The organism is Yersinia massiliensis, from assembly GCF_003048255.1.
GTDB classification, from domain to species: Bacteria; Pseudomonadota; Gammaproteobacteria; order Enterobacterales; family Enterobacteriaceae; genus Yersinia; species Yersinia massiliensis_A.
Window position 1 is genome coordinate 2902506 of the sequence record NZ_CP028487.1, and the last position, 17953, is coordinate 2920458.

A 17953-nucleotide genomic window follows, 5' to 3' on the forward strand; every position below is an offset into this window, starting at 1 on the left:
TCATTAACTAAAGTAGTCGATGTGTACGCTGCTTTAATGCAAAAACACACAGCCGCAATCATATTACTAGAGAGGAATCGACGGTTTAGCGGGAGATTAAATTGACGTTAAATCTAATTTTTTATAAGCCGTATTCATATTTCTATCTGTTAGATTTTTACTTTTAAAATTATACCCATAAGTCTTTGTACATCGCCCTTTTCAAGCACATGATTTTACTCGGCTAGCTTATTGTTTACTAAAGTGAAACTCCCTATAATGGGCGAAAATTTTAGCCGCAGGCAGTCAGAATGTTAAATAAATTGCTCTCGATAGTTATCAATAACGTACGAGAACATCTGTTGCTCTATATCTGCTTATGGTTGATTTTATTGGCTTTAGATATTTATTTCTTTTTCTACTAATCTGTTTCACTGCCCATCTCTATCTATCTCCGTCTGAGGACCTATAAGTACCTATTCGCCCAAGGCCCTCAGCCGGTATTTTCGTGTTTTATTTACTCAACTTTGGCGGGTTTGCCATCGCTCAGCAAAACTGCAAATTTATAGCCTGCAGGCGTTAACTCAAGCACAATCTTGGCAATAATGGTTAAAGGCACTGAGAGCAGCATACCTATCGGCCCTAATAGCCAGCCCCAGAAAATCAAGGATAAGAACACCACCAATGTCGATAGACCCAAGCCACGGCCCATCATACGTGGATCGATGATATTACCGCCAATCAAGTTTATCAGGATATAACCGCTAGTCACGGCAAGCGCGTCGCCAAAACCATTAAATAGCATTGCCTGAACGATGGGAGGAATAGCGGCAAGCACTGAGCCTATATTAGGGATGTAATTCAAAACAAAGGCCAGCAGCCCCCATAGGAAAGCAAATCTAACCCCCATCGCTGCCAAAAATAGCCAGATAACAATCCCCGTCGCAATACTAATAATTGTTTTAATCACGAGATAATGGGTGACACCATTTAATGCACGTTTGAGGATGGCATTACCTTGTTCAGGGTTGTCAAACATCAATTGCATTTTATAAGGCAGTCGTTCGACTTCAAATAACATAAAGACCACAGTCATTAACAGCAAGAATGTGCTAGCCATTGCACCAGAAAGGTGGCTAAGCAACCGAGTAACAAAGTTCATCGCCATACTGGGATCAACATGTTTCATGATGTCATCTACCGAGAATTCGATATTAAAACGCATAGCAAATTCTTGCAGGTCACGCATTTTTTCCAGCATCATGCCACGATATTGCGGTAATGAGCGGGCAAATTCATTTAATGAAGAACCTAACCGACTGAAGAGGAGTGCCATCAGTAAAATAATCAATGTCACTAATAAGACAATAGCCAAGGTGCGGGGAATTCTTATTTTCTCAAGCAATTTCACTAACGGATTCAGTACAATAGCGAGGAAGATCGCCAGTAAAAATGGCACAACAATAGGCGATGCAGCCTTAATGCCCGCCATAATGACCACCAGCATTGCTAACATCGCAACAAGCCGTAACCCTTGGTTGCCTACCATAGGTGTTTTCATTATCGATCCTTGTTTTGGAATCGCCATTGCTCAACTCAAATGGCAAAAAAAGACGCTGTCGAATAAAATAACCGACAACGTCTTGATTTAATAGTACTGCTCGCAGGTATATAACCAGATTAATTAGGCATCACTCTTTATTAGTCGGCGTCTTTTCTGGCATTGGAATATGCATGGTGGTTTGCAATAGTCCTTTTGACTTATTAAAAATCTTAATGCCGTTTTCACGCCCTGCTCGGCGAGAACGTTGTTCTTCCTGCGGTAGTTTTAATTCTTCTTGGCATATTTGACTGCAGCAACCTTCAAATTTGGCGGCACAATCTGGACACTGAATAAACAGTAAGTGGCAACCATCATTCTTACAATTAGTATGTGCATCGCAAGCTGTACCGCACTGATGGCAATGAGCGATGACATCATCAGAAATTCGCTCCCCCATGCGCTCATCAAAAACAAAATTTTTACCAATAAACTTCAGTGGTAAACCTTGCTCTTTCGCTTTACGGGCATATTCGATGATCCCACCTTCAACGTGATAAACGTTTTTAAAACCGTTGTGCAGCATATAGGCACTGGCTTTCTCACAGCGGATCCCACCGGTGCAGTACATGACAATATTCTTATCTTTGTCATGTTGCAGCATATCAACCGCCATTGGCAGTTGCTCACGGAAGGTATCTGATGGGACTTCAATCGCGTTTTCGAAATGGCCCACTTCATACTCATAATGGTTACGCATATCGACAAACAGAGTATCTGGGTCATCAATCATCTGATTGACTTGGTCCGCTTTCAGATAATGCCCGACATTGCTGGGATCAAAGCTGTCATCATCAATACCGTCAGCGACGATGCGCTCGCGAACTTTCATTCGCAGTACCCAAAATGACTTACCGTCATCTTCATGGGCCACATTTAATCGCACTTGGTCCAGCGCAGGATGTGCAGCGAACAGCGCGATTTTAAATTCGTCATAGCGGTTAGCAGGGACACTGATTTGTGCATTGATCCCCTCTTTCGCCACATAAACACGGCCAAAGACACCGAGTTTAACAAATTGGCTATAGAGGCTATCGCGGAAAGTTTTGGCATCTTCTAGCGTGAAATATTTATAAAAAGAAACTGTGGTGCGCGGTTCGGTTTCAGCCAACATGCGCGCTTTAAGTTCCTCATTAGAAATTCGGTTATGTAACACTGGCATGGTGTACGTTCCTGTCTTTCAAAGAGGTTACTGATAAATATTGGGTTACTGCTCAATGGGTTATTTCGGCGATTAAAAGGCTAACCGCGACAATTCATCGCGCAATACAACGGACATTTCGAGCGCCAGTTTCCGGCGCGGCGCAAATTATACCTGAAACCCACCTGCGGTGCATCTCGCGCGGCGTAGCACTTGACGCCAACGGCAAATATCGATATTCCTGTTTTATTCCTTTCAGTGTGACCAAGTGATACTAATGCGCGCGATTTATTATGGCCTTGCCGCTTCTTTCTTTTTTGCTTTTACTTTTATTCTTAACCGCTCCATGGATCTAGGCGGGGGCAGTTGGATTTGGAGCGCGTCGCTACGATTTATTTTTATGGCACCGATGCTATTGCTCTTGGTGCTATTGCGCGGTCAATTAAGCCAAAGTTTAAAACATCTGCGCCAATATTGGCGGGGCTATTTACTGTGGAGTACCGTTGGGTTTGGCCTGTTTTATGCCCCCATTAGTCTGGCTGGGGCTTATGGTGAAGGTTGGCTCGTGGCGGGTTCATGGCAAATTACCATTATTGCGGGCTCACTGTTGGCCCCACTGTTTAAGCGCGAAATATCGACACCCGATGGTTTGAAATCGGTTCGCGGAAAGATTCCGTTCAAAGGCTTACGCTGGTCGCTATTGATTTTACTTGGCGTGGGTTTGATGCAGTGGCAACACGCGCAGGCGCTGAATCTGCAACAAATGTTATGGTGCGTGTTGCCAGTCACATTGGCAGCGTTTATGTATCCATTAGGTAATCGCAAAATGATGGATATATGTCAGGGGGATGTCGATACCTTACAGCGCGTACTCAATATGACACTGGCGAGTTTGCCTTTTTGGTTGCTATTGTCGTACTACGGATGGTCGCAAACGGGTTGGCCTTCACAGATGCAAGTCAATCAATCCTTGCTGGTTGCCTTATTCTCTGGGGTCATCGCGACATTGCTGTTTTTTGCCGCCACCAATTTGGTCAAACAAGATTATTCGAAGCTGGCTGCCGTCGAAGCGACCCAATCAGGTGAAGTGCTTTTTGCTTTGTTGGGTGAAATGCTTTGGTTAGCCGCAGCATTGCCCTCAGGATTATCCCTGTTAGGGATAGGCTTGGTGATTGTCGGTATGATTGTACATAGTATCGCGCCCTTTATTGGTCAGCGAACGGCGCTGAAAACACCAACCGTACCCATTATTTGCCGCGACGACCCTCATCGATAAATCGAATACGGTCAGTGAAAGCAGAGGCAATGATACCGGCGAACAACGCAATGCCCGCAGCAATCAACAATGATTCTGTCTGCCAATAGGCACCCAAATAGCCTAAAAGACCGCCGGATACCAAAAGACACGCACTGATTTTTGCTGCTGACATGGATTAGGCTCCGCCGAAGACGCTTGATGATGATTTATACACCAAAACAATCATCGCTGAGAAATAATAAATCCCTTTCAGGGCAAAGGGATTTAAGCAAGAAAAGCCAATATCCTGATGAATTAGCTCATTATCATCAATTTTGCCGGTAATCCCTGACGAACAGCCGCACCACTGACCCAATCCAACCACGTATTGGGAATTTCTCGAGTAGGGTCGGTAAATCCTAAGTCATTGAGATTGCTGCCTTGACCGATGCGCGGATCCGACGCCATCACTTCCCCGTCGAGCACGTGAGTTCTGGCCCCCATTTCCCGATGCCCATAGCCATGTTCAATCGCCACAACTCCGGGCATTACACCATCCAACAAACTGACTTGCACCGTCATCTCACCACCTGGCGTCATCAACCGCACAGTATCACCCTGTTGAATGCCATAATGGAGCGCATCTCTAGGGTTGATGGCGACTAGGTTAGTCGGCTTAACCGCGCGTAGCCGCTCAATCATTGCCGTTGAACTGCTCATCAAATGCGATTTAAATGACATCAGACGCAGTGGCCACTCTGCCGCAGGGTAATGCTGGAACACATCGGAACCATCGGCCAAGCGTGGTGGATACCACGTTGGGCAACCACTGTAACGCTCACCGGTCATCGCATGATGATGTTTCGCCACATTCTCATTCCAGATTTGCAGTGGTTTTTTCCACTGCGGGCCCGTAGCCTTCCCATTCCAACTTTTCTCATAAGGCGCAAAACGCCCGCCACGTGCCAGCAAATAGGCTACTCGACGCTGTTCATCCACCAGCAAACTCCGTTGCAACGCAGGCCACAGACGATCCACGCCAGTTAACTTGAGTTCATCATCTTGCGCGGCTGGCAAGGGCTTTTCACCGCCATAGGCAATGTTAGCTGCTGCGCGTAAATAATAATCTTCCGCGCTGTCCAACGGGTAATAATGACCTTCATTGTCCTGCATGGCATTGGCACCGAATCCCGGCAATTGTAATGCTTTCGCCACCGCAATCAGAAAGCTTTCCATCGCAACAGGTTCGCCTTGGGCTGTGCGCGCAGTACGTGGTGCGACAACCGGCCAACGGGCGGTGCTCGCTTTGACTAATACACCTGCCCAAGGCGCACTAAATCCCCAGCTTTCGAAATTGTGGGTATCCGGCACGATGTAATCCGCCAGTGCGGTGGTTTCATTCATAAAGGCATCGATGGCAATAAATAGCGGCAGTTGGCGCGGGTCTTGCAGTTTTTCCTCAATCAGATGACGTAAACCCGCCACGCCGTACAAAGGATTGGTCATGTGGCTGATCCACGCTTTTAACGGATAGGGGTATCCTGACAGCGCAGGTGCAAGTTGCTCGGTCAATTGCCCGCCGACGAAGGGATACCAAGGGCCACGGGCAGGATAACCCGATTGGCCTTGCTGAATTTTTTGCTGATACTCCGCTGATTGTTCGTAAGGTTGTTTGCTGCGTGATAACGACAAGCCCTTCGGTTTGACCATGCCGTCAAAGGTCGCCAGTTGATAACGAGGTCCGTCCGCAAATCCATCAAATTTACCGCCGCCAACGGAGACGCCACCTTTAAGATTCAGGTTACCAATCAAGGCATTGAGCATCATCACTGCCCAAGTAGCATAGAAACCATTGCCACTCATCATTCCACCATGGGAGATCACCGCAGCCTGCCGTTGATACGCCGTAAACTCACGTGCCAATCCAATAATAGTGGCCTCCGGCACGCCGCATTGCTGGCTATATTCTGTCAAGGAAAAACGTGCGGCAGCCTGTTGTAGGCAAGTCATGCCAGATTGGACTTCGACCACTTGCCCATCATGCAAGGCCACCTGCCGCGTGACAAACAATTGTGCTTGCAACATTGAGGCCGCGGGTTGTAATGCCGCCTCTTCGGCGACTTGTACCATCGCTGGGCTATCGCTCCCCTCGGCCAGCGTTTCACCACTTATATGGTTTTCGCGCAGGAATTGGCCTGCCAATGGATGCGTTGGTGTCATAATCACCAGATGGCTGGCGTTGGTCCAACTGCGCTCACCGGAGGCCTGCATGGCCATTTCACCGGGCAGTGATAAGTAATCGTGATTAAAACGCTCTTGTTCAATAATCCAGCGGATCATTCCCATTGCCAATGCGGCATCTGTTCCTGGTAATACCGGCACCCAGCGGTTATGTTGATTTGCCAATGTGGTGGTGAGCGGCAATGCGGGTGCGACGACCACATAATTAAAATCATCCCGCTGGCGCGCATTGGCTAACTGACGCCCTTGCCGCTTGAATGGGTTGCCTGATTGCGCCGGTGAGGTGCCAAGAAACAGGGCAAAACGCACGTTATCCCAATCCGGTTTGACGTGCGCATTTTTATCTAAATCCCCCATCAGAGCACCGGAACCCGCGCGATATGCCAACCCACAATACGCACCATGACTCCCAAGATTCTTAGTGCCAAAAGATTGGTTAGCAAAACGTCGGATAAAAGCATCGCGGCCATCATCACCCGCATTTGTCACCAATAGCTGATTGGCTTTTGGGCCAAGAGATGGCTGTTGAGCATCGATGGGTGTCACCAGATCACGAATAGCGCGTAACCCTTCCACATGCCCTTCGCCAAACAAATCCCCGCCTTCGGTGACTTCTGCCACCAGTTGTTCAAAGCTTATCCGTTGCCATTGACCACCGCCCCGAGGCCCTACCCGCTTCATCGGCTCCGTAATCCGATAGAGACTATCCACCCCTTCCAGCAACGTGGCCCCCCGAGCACACGCAGTTGAGCGCCCTTCCATACCTTGCTCACCACCAAGGCGTTGCAGTGCTTCACTCAGCGGCAACGGGTAGGGGAAATGATGGTCGTGGGATAACGGATGATATGGATTACCGGCAATCCGTAGAATTTTATTCTGCTGCGTATCCACTCGCACCCGCAACCCACAGAGCGTCCAGCAGCCAAAACATTGCGTCATCGACACTGCCTGTTGCGGATTCGGCTGCCATTGCGGCCCAATGCGCCCTTCCGTTGGCAAAGCATTGGCGCTGATAGGGTCGAGCGTGAGTTTGCCGGCACTGCCATCCACCAGCCCCGCCAACGTCTTACGTGCCACTGCATGGTAGCTGGCACCAAATGCAACGACGCCACCCAACGCTAAGCTGCCTTTTAACCATTGACGTCTAGTAGACTTAGCCATGACGCATTTCCCCTTTGAATAATTTTCCATCTGACACTTTGTGTTGAAGCCATCTGATACCTTCGCGAGCAGCAATCATTAGCGCTATCCATAAGCCGAATGTACCAACAATTGCCAGCAAACCTTCGCTACCTGGCGGCAAAGAGTAAGGGTTCGCGAGTATGTTGAATTTAGGCAATGTTTGGGTTTGCATCAGTAGTAACCAACGAACTGACCAGCACAGGCTGAGGGCGATTCCCCCCTGTATCACTATCATCAGTGTCGATAAATTTTTGGCTTTATTGACCACGGCCAACCCGAGCAGCAGTAACCACAGCACCACAGGGATCGTGGCTAATATCGGGGATTGCACACTCCAGTCGCGCAGTGCTTGTGCGGAGGGATTATTGCCACTGGCCCAAATCAAGGTGACCCCCACTAGCGCCCCTAAATTAATGAATTGCCAATGCGCCAATGTCAGTTGATATTGCGGCTTTCGCCAGAGCCAGAGTGCCAGTAAAGGCGGGATGGCCTGCCACGCGCTAAGGAAAATAACCAGCGGTAACCACAAACTGAACCACAGCGGTTGAGCGCGTAAGACGGATACCTCTCGTCCGGTGTAAAGCAAGATGCTAACGGCAGAAAGCGCGCTAAGCCATGCTAACGCAGCCAGTAGCCGTGGCAGTGTTTTCCCCCACAGGCGGCTGTAAGTCAGCGCCATAAAATAGGTCACCACCAACACACTAAACAGAGGGAGGAATAGCGATCCCCAAGACATCCATGACCACGGGGTGAAGTGCGCATAAAAATGCCAAACTCTGGCCGGTTGATGAAGATCCGCATTCAAGGCCAAAGGGGCAACAATGACTGCGGTCACGGCTATCATCAGTGCCGCAAACTCTAATACGTTAGGTTGTTGGCGAGAAAATGCTCGCTGGCATCCGGCAAATAGCACAGCACTACAAGCCAGCCCAATAAAGAAGAAATACTGCACTGCCCAAGGCAACCAAGCGATATCCTGCGGTCGAGCTAAAATTTCGCGGATCATGGATGTACCTCCTGCCAAAGTGCGGGTTGACCTTGCAGTGGCTGCGTGAAGATTTCATTTAGCCCAAGGTAAAATACCTGTGGATGCGTGCCTTGCTCCGGTTTCAACACCTTGATATCGGTAGCATGCGCCAGCAGCATCTGGCGCAATGTGCTGTTGCCATCGCGTAAATCACCGATAATCCGCGCACCGCCGACGCAAGACTCAACACAAGCGGGTAAGAGTCCGGCGTCCAGTCGATGGACGCAAAATGTGCATTTATCGGCAGTTTGGGTGCTGTGATTAATGAATCGGGCCTCGTAAGGGCATGCTTGCACGCAATAGGCGCAACCCACGCAGCGTGTATTGTCGATAACCACAATGCCGTCTTGACGCTGATAAGTTGCTTGCACAGGGCAAACCGGCACGCACGGCGGGTTATCACAATGATTGCACAGCCGCGGCAGCAACACGTTCGTCACGCTGTCGGCACCTGACAGTGCAATCTGGTACTGATTAACGGTGGTACGAAACTGGCCTTGAGGTAGCTGGTTTTCGATGGCACAGCTGACCGTGCAAGCCTGACAACCGATACAGCGGCGCAAATCAATTAACATGGCATAACGCCGTTTGATATCACCCTGTTTGCGCGCAGGTTCCATTTGCCAGCCCGCTTGTGCCAATGGCACCAGCGTCGCGCCTGCAGTTAACACGCCTAGCCGCTGTAAGAATGCTCTTTTCCCTTGATCCATTTTTCTTCTCATCTTTTTTAATAAGAATCTTCTTGGTGATGAGCAGTGTAGAAATCTATGCGTAGAAGCCCTATTGTGGTTTTCCACATTCCCTTTAGGGACTTGATCCAGGACAATTGCGCACCGCGATCGGGATCATAAAAAGGACCATGCATGCTGTTTAGAGTGCTGACGATAATGCTGTTTTTCTGCATTTCAACCGCCGATGCTCGCGAGTGGACCATCGGGGTCTTGGCGTTGCGTGGCGATGCACAAGCGCAAGCTCATTGGCAGCCACTGGCTGATAGGCTGAATCAACAATTACCCGATGAGCATTTCCAGTTATTGCCCCTCGATTTGGCGGCGATGAAAACGGCGGTGGCGCAGAATAGAATTGACTTTTTGCTCACCAATCCAGCGCAATATGTGCAGATTGACAGCCACTATCCTTTGCGCTGGTTGGTTTCGTTGCGATCCAGCCATGAACCCGACAGCAGCAGCCGTAATGTGATTGGCAGTGTGATTTTGGTGCGTGCTGACAGTGATATCTATCACCCACAAAATCTGATTGGTAAAGATGTCGGTGCCGTGTCACCCGAGGCGTTTGGCGGATACTTATTAGGCTATAAAGCGTTGCGCGATGCGGGTTTTCAGCCTGAACAAGATTTTCAGTTACGTTTCTCTGGCTTCCCCGTTGATGCGTTAATCTACTTACTGCGTGATCGCGCTATCTCCGCCGCCATCGTTCCCACGTGTTTGCTAGAGGATATGCAAGCCGAAGGATTGATTCATGCCGCTGATTTTCGACCATTGCTGGCAAAACCGGCAACAATCCCCTGTCTGACCAGTACTGAGCTGTATCCTAATTGGTCGTTTGCCGCATTATCACAAGTGCCAGATAAATTGGCTGATAATGTCACTCGAATCTTACTCAGCCCAGTTGGTCAACCTGACCTGCTGTGGGGCGCAGCCTCCTCCACCAGCCAGGTCGAAAGTCTGTTGCGTTCGGTTAATCAACATCCGCAACAGCCGCAATTTTGGCAACAGATAGTCGATTGGGCACAAGCGCATCGATTATTAATTACCGTTATCACATTGATTCTACTTTTATTAGGTGCCAATCATATTTGGGTCGCATTCTTAGTGCGCCGCCGTAGCCGCCAGTTAGAGCAGTTGCATCAGCAGTTAAGAAGCCGAGAGAATGCCTTGGAACACGCGCAGCGTCTGAGCATTTTGGGGGAAATGGCCTCCGGATTTGCGCATGAATTGAACCAGCCACTGAGCGCCATTCAGCACTATGCTGATGGCTGTGCTATTCGTCTACGGCAAGAACAACCAGACCACTCCTTGTTGCCGATTTTGGGGCAAATCACCCACCAAGCACAGCGAGGAGCCGATACCATCGCTAATCTGCGCCTGTGGGTGGGGAAACAGCCTGCCGCTCACTCGGCGACTCAACCGGCGACTATCACCCTACCACTGCATGAATTATTGCATCATCTTTGGCAGTTACTCGGGGCCGAACGGCATCATCCCCCCTGTCAACTCCATGCGGATATCCCACTGTCATTAACGTTACAGTTGCCTCCCACCTTGCTCGATCAAGTGTTATGTAACCTGATCACCAATAGCTTGCAGGCAGGCGCACGCCACTTATGGTGCCGCGCTTATCAGCATGAGAGCGGCATCACAATAACATTGCAGGATGATGCGGGTGGTTTAACGAAAGAACAACTAAGCCAGCCCTTTACCCCTTTCCGCTCCAACAAAGGTGACGGTTTAGGGCTAGGCTTGGTGATTTGCCAACGATTAATTCGCAGTCAGGGCGGTGAATTAACACTACTTAACCTCATCGCGGCTAACAGAAAAATGGGGCTGCAAGTCACCCTAACTCTCCCCCTCAACTCAATTAAGGAGCTCACTTTTGCCACTGATTCATCTGGTTGATGACGATATTGCTGTCACCGATGCTTGCCGTTTTTTGCTCGAAAGTCTTGGCTACAAAGTAAAGGCATGGCACGACGGCGAACGATTTCTGGCGCAGGCTGATTTACATCAATCCGGCGTGTTGCTGCTGGATATTCGTATGCCGCAAATAGAGGGGACGCATGTCTATGCACAGATGCGCGAGCGAAACAGCACACTTGCCGTGATATTCCTCACCGCACATGGTGAGATACCGCAAGCGGTTGAACAAATGAAACTGGGGGCGGTAGATTTCTTGCAAAAACCGGTGGCAACGGCACCTTTGATGGCGGCCTTACAGCAAGGTTTGCTGCAATCAGAGTTGCTCTGTACCCGTCGACAAGTCCAACTGCGTTATGCCACGTTGACATCACGGGAACAAATGATCGCGCAATGGGTCATGCAAGGGTTAATCAATCGCGATATTGCAGATAAAGCCTGTGTGTCCGTTAGAACCGTTGAAGTACATCGAGCCAAAGTCATGGAGAAGATGGCGGTTAACAATTTGGCTGAATTAGTCAGTCTGCTCAAAACTTAACATAACCACACTATTTTTAGGGCTACGTTGCATTTTATCTGTCTAAATGTTAAACGAATAACATAATAAATGGCTTATTAGTGCGGTCTCTTTTCCGGTTGTACGCGAAAAATGCGACAATAGTCTATCATAAACCACTGATGAGACAGCTAAACAGGTTGGCATGGACTGCCCATCAAGATTCGCTAATGCACACATGTCCGCCAGCAAGATTAATCGTTAACTGTCCGAATAAATGACATTGATGCTGAGAACAGATATGCAAGTTCCTTCTTTTGATCGCTCACTACTGCACCCACGTTATTGGCTGACTTGGTTCGCCCTCGGTGTTCTTTACCTCTTAGTCCTGCTCCCCTACCCCGTTATTTATTCCATAGGCACTGCCCTTGGGCGCTTTTCTATGCGTTTTCTCAAACGGCGCTTGCGGATAACTCGGCGTAATCTGGAACTTTGCTTTCCTGACATGCCGCAAGCGGAGCGAGACGAACTGCTGATTAAGAATTTTGAATCGGTGGGAATGGGGCTGTTTGAAACCGGCATGGCATGGTTTTGGCCAAACTGGCGCATTGAGCGCTGGTGTCGTGTCAGTGGGCTAGAGCATATTCAGAAAGCGCGTGATGAGGGAAAAGGCGTGCTGTTGATCGGTTTACATTTTCTCACCCTAGAACTGGGCGCGCGTATATTCGGTATCTATAACCCCGGCATTGGTGTCTACCGCCCCCATGACAATAAAGCCATGGACTGGATTCAGACTTGGGGCCGGATGCGTTCCAATAAAGCCATGTTGGACCGTAAGGATCTCAAAGGCATGGTCCGTAGCCTAAAACAGGGTGAGATTATTTGGTATGCACCTGACCACGACTATGGCCCACGCAGCAGCGTTTTTGTGCCGCTATTTGCCGTCGATCAAGCCGCAACAACGACCGGTACTTACCTGTTAGTGCGAATGGGTAAACCTGCAGTCATTCCATTTACCCCCAAACGCTTACCGAATGGGAAAGGTTATGAGTTGATCTTGCAGCCGGCGGTTGAAAACATCCCGCTGGAGGATGAAGTTGCGACGACCGCTTTTATGAATAAAGTGATCGAAAAAGAGATTACTCAGGCAACTGATCAATATATGTGGCTACACCGCCGTTTTAAAACTCGCCCAGAGGGCGCGCCGTCGCTCTATGAGTAGCAGAACTTATACTGAAATGTAATAACGCAAGTGATAATGAGAATTAGTCTATATCAGTTTATTTGATATAGTCTGTCAGTATTATCCGCTATAGGAATAGTAGGTATCTGACAGATAATTAAAACTAATTAATCCTAGTTATTATATGGTTATCTTCTTTCTTCGGATGTATATCCAACATAATTGGGGTTGCAGGCAGTCGCCGACAGACGACACACAAGAGTTCATGGCTTAAATAATAAGAGCAGCTCACAACGCTGCAACTTCAATTGAGAAGGAAATACACATGCTGGGAAGTTTAAATCTCTGGTTCACACGCTTAACGAATCATCCAGATGGCGGCAAACTGTTATTACGCCTGACGTTTGGTATTTTGATGCTGTTCCATGGCGTGGCAAAAATTCTGCATGGTACCAGTTGGATTGCTGAATCTTTACAGGCGCAAGGTATCCCCGGTTTCGTGGCTTATGGTGTTTATATTGGTGAAATCTTAACCCCTGTGCTCATCATTTTGGGTCTATTCACGCGCCCTGCGGCATTTATTTACGCGGTTAACTTGTTAGTTGCAGTACTGATGGTTGGCACCGGTAAATTCTTCACCCTCACTCAAGTGGGTGCATGGGGTTTGGAAAACGAAGCCATGTATTTCCTCGGTGGTGTTGCCATCATGTTGCTGGGCAGCGGTCGTTATTCGATTACCAAAAACGAAGCGTATCGCTAAACACGAATTGACGATATTGAGCCACTCCACCCAATGTGCGAGTGGCTTTTTTTATGCATTTTAGCCTGATATATAACCACTTAACTTTTATTCAATTTCCGTTATGCATAAGCAGAATAAGTATATTCCTAAATTTCAAACTGGCCTTCCATTTAAATAAAAACTCCTCTTCATCTGGTTGATGTCACTCTCCCATAAGCGCATACTTACCAAGCTAACTGTTTTCTTCTTACGCTTTGCCCCTTCAAACGCCCATACAGACGAATTAGAGACGCAAAGCGATCAGCTTGCTTGAGCTTAAAACGATCAATTGCTTACTCGGTAGATTATGACCCCAGTACGACAACCCGTTAATTGGAAGCGAAACCTCTTCGTCGCTTGGTTAGGCTGTTTTCTAACCGGTGCTGCTTTTAGTTTGATCATGCCGTTCCTGCCACTTTATGTGGAGGAGTTGGGTGTGAGTGGCCATCAGTCACTCAACATGTGGTCAGGGATCGTGTTTAGCATTACTTTCCTATTTTCCGCCATCGCCGCCCCTTTCTGGGGGAGCCTCGCCGATCGTAAAGGGCGAAAACTTATGCTGTTACGCTCCGCATTAGGGATGGGGATAGTGATGGTATTGATGGGGATGGCACAGAACATTTGGCAGTTTCTCGCGCTACGTGCGCTGCTGGGCCTATTAGGTGGCTTTATTCCTAATGCTAACGCCCTTATTGCCACTCAAGTCCCTCGCAATAAAAGTGGCTGGGCGCTAGGCACCCTTTCGACGGGAGGAGTCAGTGGCGCGTTAATTGGGCCAATGATTGGTGGCCTGCTGGCAGATAACTACGGTTTGCGCCCAGTATTCTTTATCACTGCTGGAGTCTTATTGGCCTGTTTTGTCATGACGTGGTTGTACGTGAGAGAGGAATTTGTTCCGGTCTCGAAGAAAGACATGCTCAACGGACGACAGGTCTTTAATTCGCTGAAAAGCCCGAAGTTAATCCTCAGTTTGTTTATCACCACCATGATCATTCAAATTGCGACAGGCTCTATTGCCCCTATCCTGACGCTTTATGTCCGCGAGTTGGCGGGAGACATCCATAACCTGGCTTTCGTCAGTGGCCTAATCGCCTCTGTGCCAGGGGTTGCTGCACTGATGAGTGCGCCTCGATTAGGTAAATTAGGGGATAAAATCGGTCCAGAACGTATTTTGATTGCCATGCTAGCTTTATCCGTCTTGATACTGATCCCGATGGCATTTGTTCAGACCCCTTTGCAACTGGGTATCCTGCGCTTTTTATTGGGTGCAACGGATGGTGCGCTACTGCCTGCGGTACAAACCCTGCTGATTTATAACTGCACCAATCAAGTTGCGGGCCGAATTTTCAGCTACAACCAATCTTTCCGCGATGTGGGTAATGTGACTGGCCCACTATTAGGTGCTGCCGTTTCTGCCAGTTACGGTTTTCGCGCCGTATTCTGTGTCACGGCAGTCGTTGTGCTATTCAATGCCATTTACTCTTACTGGTGCTTACAACGCCAGCCAGCGAAGTCACGCCGACATAACGTTCAGCAGCCGCAAGATAGCTAAAATGGCGTCAATGTGGTTATGGCGTAAATTCTGTTATCACATAGACACCATTCAAAACTTGCAGACTGTCAGGGACAACCCCCTCATTTTAGTGCGTGTTTTACGCATCTATCCGTATCAATGTGATCCCCGATAAGAAAGCTGAAAAAATAATCATATTCGGTTTTAACTGATTGATAATTGTTATGAGTGTCGACTTTTCATCTAGAAATACGCTATAACCCAGAGTGAAAATATAAAAATGACGTTTTTAATGCGTTAAATTCATATGAGAAGACATTATGCAAACCTCTGTTAAATCTGAAGGTAGCCGAACGTTCTTTGGCCACCCTTACCCGCTTAGCGGACTCTTTCTTTCCGAGATGTGGGAGCGATTCTCTTTCTACGGTATTCGCCCACTATTAATTTTGTTTATGGCGGCGACCGTTTTTGACGGTGGTATGGGCCTGCCTCGTGAACAAGCCTCAGCCATCGTTGGGATCTTTGCCGGTAGTATGTATCTGGCGGCCTTACCCGGTGGTTGGCTTGCCGATAACTGGCTCGGTCAACAACGTGCGGTGTGGTATGGCTCGATTCTGATTGCCTTGGGCCATCTGTCTATCGCGCTTTCCGCCTTCTTTGGCAATGACCTGTTCTTTATCGGTTTAGTGTTTATCGTACTCGGTACGGGGCTGTTTAAGACCTGTATTTCGGTCATGGTGGGTACGTTGTATAAACCGGGTGATGCTCGCCGTGATGGTGGGTTCTCCCTGTTTTATATGGGTATCAATATGGGATCATTTATCGCGCCGCTGTTGTCTGGCTGGTTGCTTAAAACCCATGGCTGGCATTGGGGCTTTGGTATTGGCGGGATTGGGATGCTAGTAGCATTGCTCATCTTCCGTTACTTCGCCATCCCTTCAATGAAACGCTATGACGCCGAAGTCGGGTTAGATTCAAGCTGGAACCGACCGACGAATAAGCGCCAAGGTGTGGGTAAGTGGGTGACCGCCGTTATGGTAGTGGTTGTCGCCATCATCGCAATGATCTCGCAAGGGATAATCCCCATTAACCCTGTGCTGGTGGCGAGTCTGTTGGTTTACGTCATTGCCGCCTCAGTCACACTCTATTTTGTTTATCTCTTCGCCTTCGCTAAGTTAAGCCGTCAAGATCGCGCGCGGCTCTTAGTGTGCTTTATTCTGTTGGTTTCTGCGGCCTTCTTCTGGTCAGCCTTCGAACAGAAACCAACCTCATTTAACCTGTTTGCGAATGACTATACCGACCGCATGATAATGGGTTTTGAGATCCCAACCGTTTGGTTCCAATCCATTAATGCGCTGTTTATTATTATCTTAGCGCCAGTATTCAGTTGGGCATGGCCAGCATTAGCGAAGAAAAAAATTCAGCCAAGCAGTATCACAAAATTCGTTATCGGTATTTTATGTGCTGCAGCCGGTTTCGCCGTGATGATGTATGCGGCTCAGCATGTGCTTAACAGCGGTGGCGAGGGAGTTTCTCCCCTGTGGCTGGTGATGAGTATCCTGCTCCTGACTCTGGGTGAACTTTGCCTTAGCCCTATCGGGTTGGCGACCATGACGTTACTGGCTCCGGATAGAATGCGCGGTCAGGTGATGGGGTTATGGTTCTGTGCCAGCTCACTGGGGAATTTGGCGGCGGGCCTGATTGGCGGTCATGTTAAAGCCGATCAACTTGATATGCTGCCAACCTTGTTTGCGCGTTGTTCAATTGCATTAGCCATCTGCGCGGCAGTGCTGATATTGCTTATCGTGCCAATTCGTCGATTGATGAATAGCACTCAAGAACAAAAAACCGCTTGATGGTGAAAGTGCAACCTGCATAAGTTAGCAGGCAACAATTTTCATCCTATCCAGACGGCCCTTATTTGGGCCGTTTTCTTTTATCCGACAGTACAATTTTTTAGCCATTAGTACATATATAAGCGTTTGCTGGGATGGTTAGTTCATTACATCCTGACGGTTAGATTCAACTTTACCGTTAAGACTGAACAACTTACCAGTATTGGCGTTGGCTTTTATCTCTGCGTTTCTATCAGCCTCTTTAATTTCTTTTCGCGATGGCATGTCTGTTTTTGCACTATCCCGTTGTTGAGTTATGGCTGTTAATTCATGTTTTAAACCCGTCAGCGCAGCCATTTTCTGTTCTTTCATATTAGAACTTTGTGCGTTTAACGTTTTGATCATACTATCAATTTGTTGTGTAAGAACACCGGCAGCCTTTTGGGTGATTTGGTTATCCATTTTCGTAAAAGTGGTGCTATTTTTAATTTCTTTCATCATACCGGCCAATGATTTCATATCAGCTTTGTGAAAACGATTATCAACTTTGGTGTGACTGGACGCGATGGTAATAGCACTTTTGAGGCTTGCGATGTTGAAGCTCATGTTGACTCCTAATAATATTCATGTGAATGGATTAATTAGGCGTAATCATGAATAAGTCGCCAACAATGATCTTTCATAAATCGATTCTAAGCTGACAGGTCATTAGACGAACTGCTTGCTTTCGCAGTGTCGGAAAACTTAGTCGCCTGAGATGGCATATGAAGGTGACCTACTGTCATTCATACGGCCCATGCTGGGCATCGATGGGGAGCATAAAAGTATCAACAATCATTGACAGCGGAACATCAATTACCGTGATGTACTTCCACGGCCCTTCACGCATGTCCCACTGCACGCCGGGATAATATTGATGCCCATGGCCCTGCCCCGGCACAGTGCGGCTGATGATACTGCCACAGCCCGTCAATAGGGTCATGCCGACGAGTAATAGCGTTATACGGATGACGCTTTTTGTCCGCTGTATCTGTCTAACCATGATATTCACGCAAATGCTCTTTTAGATTGATAGAAAATAGAT

General features: G+C 48.1%; 16 protein-coding genes. 8 read left to right on the plus strand and 8 right to left on the minus strand.

Going from position 1 to position 17953, the window contains the following annotated elements:
• Positions 1–290: 290 nt before the first annotated feature.
• Entirely contained in the window at positions 291–404 is a 114-nt protein-coding gene (locus DA391_RS13605) for a DUF2770 family protein (protein WP_049605264.1), read from the plus strand.
• Positions 405–496: 92 nt separating this feature from the next.
• Here DA391_RS13605 and DA391_RS13610 read toward each other — a convergent pair whose 3' ends face one another.
• On the minus strand, positions 497–1540 hold the full coding sequence (locus DA391_RS13610; RefSeq protein WP_019209595.1) for an AI-2E family transporter: 1044 nt from the start codon (positions 1538–1540) through the stop codon (positions 497–499).
• Between the two features lie 130 nt (positions 1541–1670).
• The gene (locus DA391_RS13615; protein WP_050081665.1) at positions 1671–2741 is read right to left on the minus strand and encodes a rhodanese-related sulfurtransferase; all 1071 of its coding nucleotides are present in this window, start codon (positions 2739–2741) and stop codon (positions 1671–1673) included.
• Positions 2742–2997: 256 nt separating this feature from the next.
• On the opposite strand from DA391_RS13615, the gene DA391_RS13620 reads away from it, so the two are divergent.
• Positions 2998–3996 carry a DMT family transporter gene (locus tag DA391_RS13620; RefSeq protein WP_050081667.1) on the plus strand — a complete coding sequence of 333 codons (999 nt, stop codon included), beginning with the start codon at positions 2998–3000 and terminating at the stop codon, positions 3994–3996.
• On the opposite strand, the gene DA391_RS13625 is transcribed toward DA391_RS13620, so the two are convergent.
• The 4 genes from DA391_RS13625 to ttrB form a co-directional block, all read right to left on the minus strand.
• The gene (locus DA391_RS13625) at positions 3968–4150 is read right to left on the minus strand and encodes a hypothetical protein (protein WP_050081669.1); all 183 of its coding nucleotides are present in this window, start codon (positions 4148–4150) and stop codon (positions 3968–3970) included. The genes DA391_RS13620 and DA391_RS13625 overlap by 29 nt on opposite strands.
• A 122-nt stretch (positions 4151–4272) precedes the next feature.
• Positions 4273–7359, minus strand: a complete 3087-nt coding sequence (gene ttrA, locus DA391_RS13630; protein WP_108087850.1) for a tetrathionate reductase subunit TtrA — start codon at positions 7357–7359, stop codon at positions 4273–4275.
• Positions 7352–8386: a tetrathionate reductase subunit TtrC gene (gene ttrC, locus DA391_RS13635; RefSeq protein ID WP_108087851.1), complete on the minus strand. Its 1035-nt coding sequence runs from the start codon at positions 8384–8386 to the stop codon at positions 7352–7354. The genes ttrA and ttrC overlap by 8 nt, the downstream gene beginning before the upstream one ends.
• The gene (gene ttrB / locus DA391_RS13640) at positions 8383–9117 is read right to left on the minus strand and encodes a tetrathionate reductase subunit TtrB (protein ID WP_050286027.1); all 735 of its coding nucleotides are present in this window, start codon (positions 9115–9117) and stop codon (positions 8383–8385) included. The genes ttrC and ttrB overlap by 4 nt, the downstream gene beginning before the upstream one ends.
• Positions 9118–9270: 153 nt before the next feature.
• Here ttrB and ttrS point away from each other — a divergent pair, with 153 nt between their 5' ends.
• From ttrS to DA391_RS13670, 6 genes are all read left to right on the plus strand, one after another.
• Positions 9271–11043, plus strand: a complete 1773-nt coding sequence (gene ttrS / locus DA391_RS13645) for a tetrathionate respiration histidine kinase TtrS (protein ID WP_057649956.1) — start codon at positions 9271–9273, stop codon at positions 11041–11043.
• A complete protein-coding gene (ttrR, locus tag DA391_RS13650) occupies positions 11021–11599 on the plus strand; it encodes a tetrathionate respiration response regulator TtrR (protein ID WP_050081681.1) in 579 nt (192 codons plus the stop codon). Before ttrS ends, ttrR begins: the two co-directional genes overlap by 23 nt.
• A gap of 259 nt (positions 11600–11858) precedes the next feature.
• Positions 11859–12779 carry a Kdo(2)-lipid IV(A) acyltransferase gene (locus DA391_RS13655; protein ID WP_050081684.1) on the plus strand — a complete coding sequence of 307 codons (921 nt, stop codon included), beginning with the start codon at positions 11859–11861 and terminating at the stop codon, positions 12777–12779.
• A gap of 286 nt (positions 12780–13065) precedes the next feature.
• Positions 13066–13500: a DoxX family protein gene (locus tag DA391_RS13660; protein ID WP_050286029.1), complete on the plus strand. Its 435-nt coding sequence runs from the start codon at positions 13066–13068 to the stop codon at positions 13498–13500.
• Between the two features lie 328 nt (positions 13501–13828).
• Positions 13829–15073: a multidrug efflux MFS transporter MdtG gene (gene mdtG, locus DA391_RS13665; protein WP_050286030.1), complete on the plus strand. Its 1245-nt coding sequence runs from the start codon at positions 13829–13831 to the stop codon at positions 15071–15073.
• Positions 15074–15354: 281 nt separating this feature from the next.
• A complete protein-coding gene (locus tag DA391_RS13670; protein ID WP_108087852.1) occupies positions 15355–16890 on the plus strand; it encodes a peptide MFS transporter in 1536 nt (511 codons plus the stop codon).
• Positions 16891–17028: 138 nt separating this feature from the next.
• Here DA391_RS13670 and DA391_RS13675 read toward each other — a convergent pair whose 3' ends face one another.
• Together DA391_RS13675 and DA391_RS13680 are read right to left on the minus strand one after the other, a co-directional pair.
• Positions 17029–17475 carry a hypothetical protein gene (locus tag DA391_RS13675; RefSeq protein WP_050286032.1) on the minus strand — a complete coding sequence of 149 codons (447 nt, stop codon included), beginning with the start codon at positions 17473–17475 and terminating at the stop codon, positions 17029–17031.
• 175 nt (positions 17476–17650) lie between these two features.
• Positions 17651–17851: a YceK/YidQ family lipoprotein gene (locus tag DA391_RS13680; protein WP_413470598.1), complete on the minus strand. Its 201-nt coding sequence runs from the start codon at positions 17849–17851 to the stop codon at positions 17651–17653.
• Positions 17852–17953: the final 102 nt, after the last annotated feature.